Consider the following 12,158-nt stretch of genomic DNA (forward strand, 5'->3'; position numbering starts at 1 on the left):
GTACGGCTGTGCTCACGTCTGCCTTCCGGTCGGCGGTCCGGCCTCCCGGGTATGGGAGACCCCTTCGCCGACCAGACTTCCCGGCACGCCCCGGACCAGGCTATCGGTCGGACACGCCGGACAGAAGTCCCGAAGAGCGGACGAACGCCCCCTCGGCGTACGGGAGACGGCCGAGCGATCCCGCCGGCAGCGGCACCATGCCCTCGGGCGCGGTGGTCAGGTGGGCGGCGAAGGCCAGCCGGCGCCCGGGGCGCCCGTCCGGCGAGACGTAGTCGTCCGCGCCCGCGAACCACGTCTCCCCGGCCGCTCCGACGGGCGCGATCCGCGCCAGCGCCGCCTCGACGTCCTCCCCCGGCCGTACGACCGTCGCGGGCAGGCGGTCGGTCTCCTCGTCGGACCGCACGAGCGGCGTGCCGTCGAGCCAGCCGACGAGACAGACCGTGACCTCCTCGAACCCGGACCGCGCCGCCTCGGCCGCCGCCTCCGCCGCGCCCGGCGTCTCCCACCCGTGCAGGGAGAAGACCGGCGGGCCGGACCCGTTCGAGCGGGCGGCCGTCCCGCCGTGGGCGAGCGCGCGGCGCACGGCCTCGACGCCGGCCCGCGCGTACGGCACCGTCCGCTCGGGCAGCCGGTCCATCGGGAACCAGCCCAGCTCCGCGCACTTGTGCGGCTCGGCGTTGACCGGCGTGCCGGTGTATCCCCCAGGCACGAGGAACAGCCCGACCCGGGCCGTGCCGCCCGGGTTGCGATGGTGCATCACGTGGACCACCTCGCAGCCGTACGGCTCGATGCCCAGCTCCTCGCGCGCCTCGCGGACCGTGGCGTCCACGGCGGTCTCCCCCTCCTCCAGGTGCCCGGACGGCATGATCTGCCACTCCCCGTCGGCGTACCCGGTGCCGTGGCGGCGGCCGAGCAGCACCCTGTCCCCGTCCGTCACCAGCAGGTGCACGTCCACGACCGGCCGGTACCGGCCCGGGGCGTACGTCGCGGCGTCGAGCAGCGCGGGCAGCGTGGCGGCGCTCGCCGAGATGAACTCCCCCAGCTCCGGCGGCACCACGTTCAGCGTGCGCACGTCCGCGGGGCGGACCCGCCGGACCTGGTGCAGGCCGATGTCCGGTTCGAGGAACTCCGGGCCGCTGCGGCGCGACAGGTCGAGCGAGACGAGCCGGCAGGCGAAGACGGTGCTCAGGCGGCCCGGCTCGGCGAGGGTGAACACGTGCAGCGCCGGTCCCGCCGTGGCGCCGAGCTCCTCGTCGAGCTCGCGGCGCAGCGCCGCCTCCAGGGAGGGGTCGCCCGGCTCCACCCCGCCGCCCGGCGTGACCCAGTACGGCTCGCGCTCGGGGCGCACCCGGCGGAACAGGACGACGTCGTCGCCGTCGAAGAGGATGGCCCGGACAGCGTGCCGCACGGTGGTCATGCCCGGCATCCTCTCGCGGGCGTCCGCCGCCCGCCCCCCGGACGGCCTCTCTGACGGCCCCGAATACGGTGAGGTGATGCTTCCGCTGCCGACGACTGTGAGGGAACGATGACGGAGATGACCTACCGGCGGCTGGGGGACTCGGGGCTCGTCGTCTCGGCCGTCGGCCTCGGCGGCAACAACTTCGGCCGCAGGATCGACCTCGACGCCACGCGGGCCGTGGTCGGCGCGGCGCTCGACGCCGGCGTCACGCTGATCGACACCGCCGACATCTACGGCGAGTCGGAGTCCCTGCTCGGCGAGGTGCTGAAGGGGCGGCGCGACCAGGTCGTCCTCGCGACCAAGTTCGGCGGGGACGTCCAGGGCGCCAACGGGCCCGACTGGGGCGCGCGGGCCTCGCGGCGCTACGTCCGTCTGGCGGTCGAACGGTCGCTGCGGCGGCTCAGGACCGACTGGATCGACCTCTACCAGTTGCACTTCCCCGACCCGTCCACACCGGTCGAGGAGACCCTGTCGGTGCTCACGGACCTGGTGCGGGAGGGGAAGGTCCGCTATCTCGGCTCGTCCAACTTTGCGGCCTGGCAGGTCACCGACGCCGACTGGATCGCCCGCACCGGGGGCCTGGAGCGCTTCGTCAGCGCCCAGAACGAGTACAGCCTGCTGGACCGCCGGGTGGAGCAGGAGCTCGTCCCGGCGCTGGCCCACCACGGCATCGGCCTGCTGCCGTACTTCCCGCTCGCCAACGGCCTGCTGACCGGCAAGTACCGGCGCGGGGAGCAGCCGCCGGAGGGCAGCCGCCTCGCCGGGCGCCCGCAGTATCTGACCGATGAGCGGTTCGACGTGGTGGAGCGGCTGCGGGAGTTCGCCGGGCGGCAGGGCGTGACCCTGCTCGACGTGGCGATCGGGGGGCTGCTCGCGCGGCCCGCCGTGTCGTCGGTGATCGCGGGCGCGACCCGGCCGGAGCAGGTCGAAGCCAACGCGGCGGCCGCCGCCTGGCGGCCGGACGAGACGGCGCTGAAGGAGCTCGACGAGATCCTCTCAGGCACGTGACGTCGTTACATAACCTTGCGGGAATATAGCTGAGCGGGTATGTTCGGGGCCGTGCCAGCGACTTTCGACGTGCTCGCCGAGCCCGTGCGGCGGCGGATCCTCGACCTGCTGCTCGAACGCCCCCGTCTCGTCGGGGAGCTCACCGAGCGGCTCGGCCTGACCCAGCCCGGCACCTCCAAGCACCTCAAGGTGCTGCGAGATGCCGGGCTGGTCCGCGTGCGCAGGGACGCCCAGCGCCGGTGGTACGAGCTCCGCCCCGAGCCGCTCGCCGAGATCGACGCGTGGCTCGCGCCGTACCGGAGGCTGTGGTCGGCGAGCTTCGACGCGCTGGAGAGACATCTGGACGAGGCGCCCGACGACGACCCGGAGGAGACGAAGTGAAGGCGACGCTCGACGAGCTCGACGGACGGCCGGTGCTGCGGATGGAGCGCAGGCTGTCCCACCCGAGGGAGAAGGTCTGGCGGGCGATCACCGAGCCCGAGCGGCTCGGCCGGTGGTTCCCGTTCACGGTCGACGAGATGGACCTGCGGGTGGGCGGGAAGATCAGATTCGGCGGCGGCATGACGCTGGACGCGGAGATCACCGAGCTGGACCCGCCCCGCGTGTTCGCCTTCGTCCAGCGCTCCACGCCGGAGGCGCCGCGCGAGGGCGACAACCTGCTGCGCTTCGAGCTGTCGCCCGAGGAGGACGGTGGCTGCCTGCTCGTCTTCACGCAGGTCTTCGACGACCGCCCGGCCGCCGCGAGTTACGCCTCCGGATGGCAGGTGTGCCTCGGCGCCCTGGAGGCGGTCGTCGCAGGAAGGTCACCCGAGTGGCCGGAGGGGAACTTCCCGGAGCTCCATCAGGCGTACGTGGAGGCGCTCGGGCTCGCTGAGGGAGTGGCCGAGGAAGCGGACGGACGCGCCGACGGGACGGACGGCCGGCGGGTTCGGTTCGAGCGGCAGCTCACGCGGCCGGTCGAGGAGGTCTGGAAAGTGGCGGGGGCCGCCGAGGCGAGGATCGGCGCCCCGGTGCCGGACCGCCTCGGCGAGGGGACCGTCACGGCCGTCCGTACGCCGGGGGCTCAGGGGGCTTTGGGGGCTCCGGGCGCCGCGCCCGGCGCGGAGGCGCCGGCGTACGTGGAGTTCACGGTCGCACCGGCGCGGCCGGACGCGGGACCGGGCGGACCCGGCCCTGCCGCGGAAGGGGATGGACGACGGGTGCGCTGGGAGCTGTCCCGGGGCACCGGGCACGGCGCGCGACTGGTCGTCACGGACACCGGCGCGACCGGCCGTGCCTCCGTGCTGGAGGCGTGGCGGGACCGGATAGAGACGCTGGCGCGCGACCTCGTCGGCTGAACCCGGAGCGGACCTCAGGCGCCGCGCGTCGTCAGTAGTCGAGCATCCTCAGCAGACGGCCCAGGTACGGCGGCACGTTCCGCAGCCGTACGGCGTCGTGCGTGACGAAGGAGGCGGGAGCCAGCAGGGCCCGCAGCCCCGCGAGATCGATGAACCGCAGGTCTCCCGTGTCGATGACGATCTCGCCGCTCGCCTTCCTCGCCGCGGTGAGCGCGCTCGCCAGGGCCTCGCTGTTGGAGACGTCGACCTCGCCAGCGATGATCACCGAAGAGTCCGCCGGGGACCACCTGACGCTGAGATAGGTGTCTGTGTAGAGAACTCCGCACTGATCCGCGGCGGGGGTCACGAGGTGCACCGGCTGGGAACGCCGGTGGTCGATCCACCGCTCGCCGCGTACGGACGGGCGGTCATGGAGCAGGACATGGCGTTGATCATCGCTGTCCCACCTCCCTAGGGAAGCTGGAGTATTCACTGAGCGTTGTCGTCTGACGCTACTTCTGTCAATGGTTAGCCTCGTTAATATTCAACGAAGATCTAACAAGGGCGGGGCGTCAGCGCTTGCGGCCGACGCCCCCGACCGACCACACCGCGTTCTTCGGCGGCCGCAGCCGTCCCGGATCGGGGCGCCAGTCCGGCAGCAGGACGAGGCCGGGTTCCACCAGCTCAAGGTCTCCGAACAGCCGAGGAATTTCCGCCCGTGTGGGCAGGCGCGTGCGGCCGTCGTCCTTGGCGGCCCACTCGTTGGCGAACAGGAGGGACAGCTTGTCCGTCACCTCCGGCCGGATGTCGGAGACCGCGTGGCTGATGACGATGTAGCTGCCAGGGGTGATCACTTGGCGTAACCGCCGGGTGAGGGCGAGCGTCAGATCGTCGTCGTTGATGGTGGAGAGGACGCCGACGAGCAGGACGGCCACGGGCTCGCCGAGATCCACGAGCCCGCGCAGCCGCGGGTGCGCGAACAGCCCGTCGGGGTCGCGCACGTCGCCGTGGATCACCACCACGCGCTCGTCGTCCTCGACCAGCGCCTGCCCGTGGTTCACCACGACGGGGTCGTAGTCCACGTACACCACCCGGGCGTCGGGGGCGTACCGCTGCGCGATCTCATGGACGTTGCCCTGGGTCGGCAGACCGCACCCGATGTCGATGAACTGCCGTATTCCGGCCTCGGCCAGGAACCGTACGGCCCTGCGCATGAACTTGCGCCCCTCGCGGCACAACATCGGCAGCTCGGGCGCGATCCGCAGCGCCATCTCCGCGGCGCTGCGGTCCGCGGCGAAGTTGTTCTTCCCGCCGAGCCAGTAGTCGTAGACCCGGGCCTCGTTCGGGATGGACGGGTCGAAACCCACTGGCTCGACCGGGGGGAAACCCGGCATGATCCTCCGTTCAGCCCAGACCGCGATACTACCGGGGAAAATCGGGCGGAAGAGAGGGGAAGAGCCGGGTGAGCACCTGACAGGGGCGGGGAGGCCCGGGTGGGTCAGCGCAGCGAGCCGGAGCACTCGGCCGTGAAGCCGGCCCACACCGCCTTGCCCATGGGACGCAGGGGCGTCCAGCCCCACATGCGGCTGACCCCCGCCACGACCTGGAGGCCGCGTCCCGTCTCCGACACGTAGTCGGGCTCACGCAGCACCGGGGCGGCGCTGCTGGGGTCGGTGACCATGCACAGCAGCGCCCGGGCCGAGCGGAACATCAGCAGTCGTACCGGGACGGGGTGGATCGCCTGGTGGCGCAGGCCGTGCCGCAGGGCGTTCGTGACCAGTTCGCAGACCGCGAGCGCGGCGTCGTCGGAGACGTCGTCCATCGACCAGGTGCGCAGCACGCCCGCGGTGAAATGCCGCGCGGTGCGCGCGGCGAGACTCTCGCGGTGGAATTCGTGCACCGCCACCTGGGGTGCGCCGTCGGGCTCGGTCCCGTTGGTCCACGGCCACCGCACACCATCCGGAAAGACCTGCTCAAGCGTGCCCAGCCAGGGATCACGGGCACCGCTATCGGCTTCTGCGAGTGAAGCGCGGTCTGTCCGATAACCAGTCATTGAGAGCCTTATGAGGTTGATGTCGACCGTGTGGCGGGATGACTCAGTAAGTCATACTGCTCCCATTGGTGCTCCTGTGCAAGTACAGATGCACGTGCAAGCGCTTGAAAGTCCTTGCATGGGCGGGGGAATCCGAAACGAGGCCCCACATGTCCGTGATCTACAACGGGATGTCCTCATCTCATCTGGGCCGGGTGGGCTGGCGCAAGAGCCGGCACAGCAATCCGAGCGGAAACTGCGTCGAGGTCGCCGTCCTCCCCGACGGCCGGGTGGCGCTGCGCAACTCCCGGCACCCGTCCGGCCCCGCCCTCATCCTTCCCGTCCAGGACATGGCCGCTTTCGTCCGCTCTGTCAAAGAGGGCGAATTCGACGATCTGCTGCAGACCTGATCACAACGCTTGCGCGAGACGGCGGGGAGAGTATCGTTAACAGGGCGTAAACATCGGTGCACCTCAAAGGACCTCATATGACTGCGGCCCCTGCGGAGGGTGTGCCTCAACTCCCTGACTTGGCGTCACAGTCACGCCGTAGTCCCACCGTTCTGCGTCTCCTCCTCGGCACCCAGTTACGCCGCCTGCGCGAAAGCAAGCACATCCGGCTGGAGGAGGCCGGGCACGCCATCCGCGCCTCGCACTCGAAGATCAGCCGGATGGAGCTCGGGCGCGTCGGTTTCCGCCGCCGCGACGTCGCCGACCTCCTCACCCTGTACGGCGTGAGCGACGAGGCGGAGCGAGAGGCGTTGCTGTCCCTCGTCGCCCAGGCCAACGCGCCGGGCTGGTGGCACAAGTACGACGATGTCCTGCCCTCCTGGTTCGAGGCGTACGTCGGCCTGGAGCAGGCCGCGAGCACCATCCGCTGCTACGAGGTGCAGTTCGTCCCCGGGCTGCTGCAGACCCCCGAGTACGCCGCGGCGGTGGTGCGGCTCGGGCACCCGGACGCCCAGCCGGAGGAGGTCGAGCGCCGCGTACGGCTGCGGATGGACCGCCAGCAACTGCTGGCCCGGCCGGACGCCCCGCACCTGTGGGCGGTGATCGACGAGGCCGTGCTGCGCCGCCCGGTCGGCGGCCCCGAGGTGATGCGGGCCCAGATCGAGCACCTCATCGAGATGGTCAACCTGCCCCGGGTGACGCTCCAGGTCATCCCGTTCAGCGCCGGAGGGCACGCGGCCGCCGGCGGGCCGTTCAGCATCCTGCGCTTCGCGGGGGTCGGCCTGCCCGACGTCGTCTATCTCGAACAACTGACAAGCGCCATCTACCTGGAAAAGCACGAAGACATCGACCGCTATCTCGCGGTCATGGAACGCCTGTGCATCCAGGCCAGACCGCTTGCCGACACCAAGCGGATCCTGAACCAGCACCTGACGGAGCTGTGACGATGCGCTAGCGTCACGTGCGCGACCTCCGCTGCCCGCGGCCGCTGGAACGGTGGCGCAAGCCGTACCCGAAAATACGTGTCAGGTCCGTATGGGCGGTAAGTGGTGTAGTAGCGCGGGGGAAGCAGAAGGGTGGTGAGAACCGTGGCGGGCAGCCTGCTCAGCCTGGAGTTCGACCGTAGTTCGGTCACCCGGGTGCGGCATCTGGTCATGGTGTCCGCGCAGGAGGCCGGTTTGAACGGCATCGTGCTGGAGGACTTCGTCCTCGCCGTGCACGAGGCCGTCGCCAACGCCGTTCGTTACGGCTCACCGCCGCGCGGCATCGCCATGTGGAGCGAGGCCGGCTCCCTCGTGTGCGAGATCACGGACAAGGGGCCCGGTATCCCTGCCGAGGTCCTGGAGCGTGAGGAGCCCGCGAAGAGGTTCGACTTCGGCGGGCGAGGGCTGTGGCTGATGAACCGCCTGGCCGACCTCGCCGTTCGCACCGGGATCGACGGAACGACGATCCGCCTCTGCGTGGCCCTTCCCTGAGCGGTTTGAGTGGCTTCCGCTGAGAGCGGAGCGCCTCCCGCCTGTCCGAAACCACGCGTCCTCCGAGAGCCCGTAGCCCCGGTCGTCAGGGTTAGCGCCGGTGAGAGCTGGGCAGTTCTGATCTCGTCGTCCTGCCGTGACGATCGTGCGACAGGCTCGGCAGGAAATCCGAAACCAGTATTCAGGTTCACCGAAATTACGAGCAATCCGAGTCGGACGCCGAAGCCTTGCTAGGCTGCAGGGAACCGTAGAACCGGGCGTTGTCTCACCCGGCAGGTGAGACCGTCGAGAAGTGGGGTCACACCGTGAAGAAGCTGCTTGTTCTCGCTCTGGTCGCCGTCGGCGGGCTCCTTGTCTGGCGCAAGGTGCAGGCCGACCGGGCCGAGCTCGATCTGTGGACCGAGGCGACCGGCAGCGAGAACTGACCACCAGGGATGGTGCTTGATCGTGGCAGAGGTGCGGGAATGACTCCCGTGAAGCTGGCCTGTCTGGACCTGGCCGGGACCACGATCGGTGACACCGAAATGGTGGAACGGGCGTTCGCCGAGGCGATCGCCACGCAGGGCATCGTCCCCGGGACCAGCGCCTATGCCCGCGCGATGGTGCATGTGCACAGGTCCCGGGGATGCCCGAAGATCGAGGTCTTCCGCGGCATCTTCCCCGGCAACGAGGCCCAGGCGCAGGCCGCCAACCTCACTTTCGAGCGTTCGTACGAAGGAGCCATCGAGCGGGCCGGCCTGGTCCCGATCCCCGGCACCATCGAGGCGATCGAGAAGCTGCGCGACGCCGGTGTGAAGATCGCCCTGATCACCGGCTTCAGCCGGGCGACCCTGGGGCGGGTGCTGAGCTCCCTCAGCTGGGTCGACATGCTGGACCTCGCGCTGTGCCCGGAGGACGCCGGACGTGGCCGTCCGTACCCGGACATGGTGCTCACCGCCGTCCTGCGCTCCGGCGTCGACGACGTACGGCAGGTGGCCGTGGCGGGCGACTCCGAGAGCGACATGCTCTGCGGTCGGCGCGCGGGCGCCTCCATCGTCGCCGGGGTGCTCACCGGCGTCCACAGCAGGGAGCGCCTGCTCGGCGGCGGCGCCACCCACATCCTCGACTCCGTCGCCGACTTCCCCAGCCTCGTCCTGCCCAACGAGGTCGGCGCCCCCTCGGTGGTCACCTCCGCCTCCTGACCCGCGGGGCCGTTCCCCGTAGCTGTGGTCCCGCCGTTGCCGAGTGGCGCTCGCACACGCGCTGTTGCTACGGTGTACGCACCGGAGGGCTCGAAGATCTGCCTGTCTTCGCGATTCGCGCCCGCCAAGGGGCCTTAGCTCAGCTGGCAGAGCGCCTGCTTTGCAAGCAGGAAGTCAGGGGTTCGAATCCCCTAGGCTCCACCCACTCGAAAGCCCAGGCCAGGAGTTGTCTCCCCTGCCTGGGCTTTGATCGTTAGTCGGCCTTGGCGCTCTTGCGTGCCCGTTGCGTGCCCGATCCGCTCTTGAGTTGTCCTCGTGCGACGCTGTCGGGCTGCTTGGCCACCTGGTGCCGTCGCTCGTCGCGGGTGCTCACCCCGCTCTAAGGAATTGCTCAAAGGCTTCCCGCGCCAGCGCTGACACACTCTTCCCTTCTTGCTCGGCGCGGGCCTTCGCGCGTTCACGCAACTCCTCAGGGACTCTGAAGGAGACCCTCGGGGAATGTGTGCTCTCGCCTGTAAGCGATGGGCGCCCCGGGCGACCGGTAGGCACGGATACGCGGCCCTCGTCGATCGCCCGGTGAACGTCGCTGATCGCGTCCCGTACGTACTCGTCGGTGATGAGGTTGCCTTTGGCGTCGTGGATCTCTTCGGAGTCGCTGTCGATATCGGAGTCGTGGTCCATGGCCAGTTCGATGTCTTCGGGTGGCCAGGCTGCCTGGTGCTCAGTCATGGCGTCCTTCTCCGTAGCGCGGTCGGCATCACATGGATGATCACAAGAGCTTTGTCGGTGAGGATGCCGATCACCTCCAGCTCAACGCCCCGATCATCGGGCCCGATCCAGACCCATCGATCCTCCAACGTCGGGTCGGTGGCCGGCACGATTGCTGGTGGCCCAGATCGGACGACATACAAGGCATGCGCCTGTCCGATGCGGTGCTTCCGCGCCGACCGGTAGAAGCGCAACTTTTTCATGCCCATATTATGTCGGACACAACCGCTGTAGGTAGGGGGTTCCGGTCTACAGCGAGCCGACCGCTGGAGCGATGGTTGCGTCCTGGGTCCCGGCGCTACGAGGAGGACGGGGGCGGACCAGGAGACGGGCTCCGTCGACCCCCTGTCTGGGCAGGTTGGTGGCGTGATCGCCGGGCCATTAGCGGGCCATTAAGGGCGGTTAGCAGGGGGCACTCACGGTCGCTCGCGGGCTGCCCCTCGCCCAGGTCGGAGCCGTTGTCCCTGGAGATCAGGCCGATTTGCAAGCAGGAAGTCAGGGGTTCGAATTCCCTAGGCTCCACTTACCAGAAAGCCCAGGCCAGGGACCGTTTTCCTCGCCTGGGCCTTTGAGTTGGTTCCTGCGGGCGGAAGCAGATTGGTGGGCGCGGTCACGTGCCGTCTCACCGTGGTCGAGTGACTGGAACAACGTTGAGTAGATGATCTAAGCCTTTGAAGTCCTTTGGGTTGCAGGTGTAGAGCGGCAGTTGGTTGGCGATCGCCACACAAGCGATCATCAAATCGGCAGTGCGGGGACGCGGTTTGCGGCCTGAGGCGATTACAGCGGTCCAGAGTTGGCCGTACTCACGGGCGGCGGTTTCGTCGAAGGGAAGCGGGTCGAACTCAGCCTCGGCTGCCTGCAGAATCTTCATGCGCTGAGCGAGTTCCTGCGGCCCGGACGCCACGAGTACACCGACCGACAACTCTGCCGTTGTGATGGCGCTGATCGTCATCTCGTCGGGTAGCTCGTCCGGGTCGATCCCAGCGCGCAGGATGAGGATGTTGGTGTCGAGCAGCCCTCGCGTGAGGGTCATTGCCCGTCCTCGGTGAACTCGCCTCTGTCGTACGCGCGATCGTAGGGGTCGTAGAGATCGTCGTTGACGTGTCGGTCCATGTCCTCGCGGTACTTCCGGTCATCCAGGCGCGGCATGCCCCGGGACATCGCGGCGAACTCCGCTCGCGAGACGGCCCGGCGCCGGCGCCTGATCGGCACGAGGTCGCCGATGTGATGGCCGTTGCGGGTGACGGCGTACCGTTCCCCGCGTTCCAGCCCATCCATGATCTCGGCAGACCGATTGCGGAGATCGCGCTGCGAGATCTGATGGGAATGTTCAGGCTCAGAGACGCTCACCGTATGAGTGTAACGAGAGCGTGGCATCTGGTGCTACCAAGTAGCACTGCGGGGTGCCCAATCGTCGAGACGAGCGTTCCGGGGCCGGTGCGGTCGGGCCATCAGCGGGCCATCAAGGGCGGTCAACGGGGGGCACTCACGGTCGCTCCCGGACTCCTCTCACTCAGTCCGGGGCCGTTTCCCCTGGTGATCAGGCCGATTTGCAAGCGGGAAGCAAGGGGTTCGAATCCCCTAGGCTCCACTCACTCGAAAACCCAGGCCAAGGGCTGTTTTCCGGCCTGGGCTCTGATCGTTGGTCGGTTTTCACGCTCGTCTGTAGTCCGTCGCGTGCTGGTGGACGTTCGTGGAGCGCTTGTGATCCCGTCGCCTATGTCCTGGGTACGCCAGAGGCGTGACCCGGGCAGCGGATCGAGGCTGGAGCTTCTCAGTCGCCGATCCACGCTCTGCCTGGCACTATCGGAGGCGAGGGGAGACACCATGGACTTCGATCGCATCACTGCTGAGCTGGACAAGCTCGAAGGCAGACCGACAATCAGAAGCCTCCGCATCACCGTCGAGACGGTGGTCCGACTCGTTGCCGCCGGATGGACCTTCGATGACATCGTGTCGGACTACCCAGACCTGGAACGTGCGGACATCAAGCAGGCTCTCGAATACGCTGCTGCTTCCACAAACGTCCACTACTACCGGCTCCGCGAGACGGCGTGAACTTTCTGGTTGACGAAAACCTCTCTCCTCGCGCCGCTGAGCTATTGGCCAAAGCCGGCCATGACGCGGTGCACGTCCGTGACCTCTAAGCGACGAGCGCGCCCGATTCGACGATCATGGCCCTTGCCGCGGCGGACGCACGGATCATCATCTCCGCTGACACCGACTTCGGCGCCCTCTTGGCTTACGCCCGTGCCAACGGAGCCCTCAGTTGTCCTTGTACGAGAGATTGTGAAGCTTCGGCCGCCTGACATGGTGAACGTCATCCTGGGGCACCTCGATGTCCTCGAACCACACTTGCGAGCGGGAGCGATTGCGACGTTCGCCGCGACAGGCATCCGTGTACGGGCGCTCCCTCTCCGTTGAGCGCACCGTTGAACCTGAGATGGCTCAATTTAGTGCGCATCTTCGG

At 68.7% G+C, this 12,158-nt stretch carries 17 protein-coding genes, 1 tRNA gene and 1 pseudogene; 11 read left to right on the forward strand and 8 right to left on the reverse strand.

Going from position 1 to position 12,158, the window contains the following annotated elements:
* Positions 1-100: 100 nt before the first annotated feature.
* Positions 101-1,417: an NUDIX domain-containing protein gene (locus tag F5972_RS12790; protein WP_225311414.1), complete on the reverse strand. Its 1,317-nt coding sequence runs from the start codon at positions 1,415-1,417 to the stop codon at positions 101-103.
* 108 nt (positions 1,418-1,525) lie between these two features.
* On the opposite strand from F5972_RS12790, the gene F5972_RS12800 reads away from it, so the two are divergent.
* Genes F5972_RS12800 through F5972_RS12810 form a run of 3 tightly spaced genes read left to right on the forward strand, consistent with a single transcriptional unit; the run spans position 1,526 to position 3,804 of the window.
* Positions 1,526-2,467 carry an aldo/keto reductase gene (locus tag F5972_RS12800; protein ID WP_225311415.1) on the forward strand — a complete coding sequence of 314 codons (942 nt, stop codon included), beginning with the start codon at positions 1,526-1,528 and terminating at the stop codon, positions 2,465-2,467.
* Positions 2,468-2,518: 51 nt separating this feature from the next.
* Positions 2,519-2,848 (forward strand): ArsR/SmtB family transcription factor, encoded by a 330-nt coding sequence (locus F5972_RS12805; RefSeq protein WP_150933682.1) that lies wholly within the window; start codon positions 2,519-2,521, stop codon positions 2,846-2,848.
* Positions 2,845-3,804 carry an SRPBCC family protein gene (locus tag F5972_RS12810; RefSeq protein ID WP_225311416.1) on the forward strand — a complete coding sequence of 320 codons (960 nt, stop codon included), beginning with the start codon at positions 2,845-2,847 and terminating at the stop codon, positions 3,802-3,804. The genes F5972_RS12805 and F5972_RS12810 overlap by 4 nt, the downstream gene beginning before the upstream one ends.
* A 31-nt stretch (positions 3,805-3,835) precedes the next feature.
* On the opposite strand, the gene F5972_RS37165 is transcribed toward F5972_RS12810, so the two are convergent.
* The 3 genes from F5972_RS37165 to F5972_RS12825 form a co-directional block, all read right to left on the reverse strand.
* Positions 3,836-4,069: an STAS domain-containing protein gene (locus tag F5972_RS37165; protein ID WP_191910080.1), complete on the reverse strand. Its 234-nt coding sequence runs from the start codon at positions 4,067-4,069 to the stop codon at positions 3,836-3,838.
* A gap of 286 nt (positions 4,070-4,355) precedes the next feature.
* On the reverse strand, positions 4,356-5,177 hold the full coding sequence (locus F5972_RS12820) for an SAM-dependent methyltransferase (protein WP_150933684.1): 822 nt from the start codon (positions 5,175-5,177) through the stop codon (positions 4,356-4,358).
* A 104-nt stretch (positions 5,178-5,281) separates the two neighbouring features.
* A complete protein-coding gene (locus F5972_RS12825; RefSeq protein WP_191910081.1) occupies positions 5,282-5,689 on the reverse strand; it encodes an ATP-binding protein in 408 nt (135 codons plus the stop codon).
* A 296-nt stretch (positions 5,690-5,985) separates the two neighbouring features.
* On the opposite strand from F5972_RS12825, the gene F5972_RS12830 reads away from it, so the two are divergent.
* The 6 genes from F5972_RS12830 to F5972_RS12850 all read left to right on the forward strand — a co-directional run bounded on the left by F5972_RS12830 (position 5,986) and on the right by F5972_RS12850 (position 9,121).
* Entirely contained in the window at positions 5,986-6,225 is a 240-nt protein-coding gene (locus tag F5972_RS12830) for a DUF397 domain-containing protein (protein ID WP_150933686.1), read from the forward strand.
* A 77-nt stretch (positions 6,226-6,302) separates the two neighbouring features.
* Entirely contained in the window at positions 6,303-7,208 is a 906-nt protein-coding gene (locus tag F5972_RS12835; protein ID WP_150933687.1) for a helix-turn-helix domain-containing protein, read from the forward strand.
* Positions 7,209-7,343: 135 nt separating this feature from the next.
* Positions 7,344-7,739, forward strand: a complete 396-nt coding sequence (locus tag F5972_RS12840) for an ATP-binding protein (protein ID WP_150933688.1) — start codon at positions 7,344-7,346, stop codon at positions 7,737-7,739.
* Between the two features lie 305 nt (positions 7,740-8,044).
* Positions 8,045-8,164, forward strand: a complete 120-nt coding sequence (locus F5972_RS38070; RefSeq protein ID WP_208802288.1) for a DLW-39 family protein — start codon at positions 8,045-8,047, stop codon at positions 8,162-8,164.
* 39 nt (positions 8,165-8,203) lie between these two features.
* A complete protein-coding gene (locus F5972_RS12845) occupies positions 8,204-8,920 on the forward strand; it encodes an HAD family hydrolase (protein ID WP_150933689.1) in 717 nt (238 codons plus the stop codon).
* Between the two features lie 128 nt (positions 8,921-9,048).
* A tRNA-Ala gene (locus F5972_RS12850) sits at positions 9,049-9,121 on the forward strand.
* 168 nt (positions 9,122-9,289) lie between these two features.
* Here the strand turns inward: F5972_RS12850 and F5972_RS12855 are convergent.
* The 4 genes from F5972_RS12855 to F5972_RS12870 all read right to left on the reverse strand — a co-directional run bounded on the left by F5972_RS12855 (position 9,290) and on the right by F5972_RS12870 (position 10,966).
* On the reverse strand, positions 9,290-9,649 hold the full coding sequence (locus F5972_RS12855) for a ribbon-helix-helix protein, CopG family (protein WP_150933690.1): 360 nt from the start codon (positions 9,647-9,649) through the stop codon (positions 9,290-9,292).
* Positions 9,646-9,891, reverse strand: coding sequence for a hypothetical protein (locus F5972_RS12860; RefSeq protein WP_150933691.1), 246 nt, complete (start codon positions 9,889-9,891; stop codon positions 9,646-9,648). The genes F5972_RS12855 and F5972_RS12860 overlap by 4 nt, the downstream gene beginning before the upstream one ends.
* A 419-nt stretch (positions 9,892-10,310) precedes the next feature.
* Positions 10,311-10,721 (reverse strand): type II toxin-antitoxin system VapC family toxin, encoded by a 411-nt coding sequence (locus tag F5972_RS12865; RefSeq protein ID WP_150933692.1) that lies wholly within the window; start codon positions 10,719-10,721, stop codon positions 10,311-10,313.
* On the reverse strand, positions 10,718-10,966 hold the full coding sequence (locus F5972_RS12870; protein ID WP_225311418.1) for a prevent-host-death protein: 249 nt from the start codon (positions 10,964-10,966) through the stop codon (positions 10,718-10,720). Before F5972_RS12870 ends, F5972_RS12865 begins: the two co-directional genes overlap by 4 nt.
* Positions 10,967-11,365: 399 nt before the next feature.
* On the opposite strand from F5972_RS12870, the gene F5972_RS38075 reads away from it, so the two are divergent.
* Both F5972_RS38075 and F5972_RS39320 read left to right on the forward strand, forming a co-directional pair.
* Positions 11,366-11,746, forward strand: coding sequence for a DUF433 domain-containing protein (locus F5972_RS38075; RefSeq protein WP_225311419.1), 381 nt, complete (start codon positions 11,366-11,368; stop codon positions 11,744-11,746).
* A pseudogene (locus tag F5972_RS39320) lies at positions 11,743-11,997 on the forward strand (DUF5615 family PIN-like protein). The gene F5972_RS38075 and the pseudogene F5972_RS39320 overlap by 4 nt, the downstream one beginning before the upstream one ends.
* Positions 11,998-12,158 lie beyond the last annotated feature (161 nt).

This window comes from Microbispora cellulosiformans, assembly GCF_008728085.1.
Taxonomy (GTDB): domain Bacteria; phylum Actinomycetota; class Actinomycetes; order Streptosporangiales; family Streptosporangiaceae; genus Microbispora; species Microbispora amethystogenes.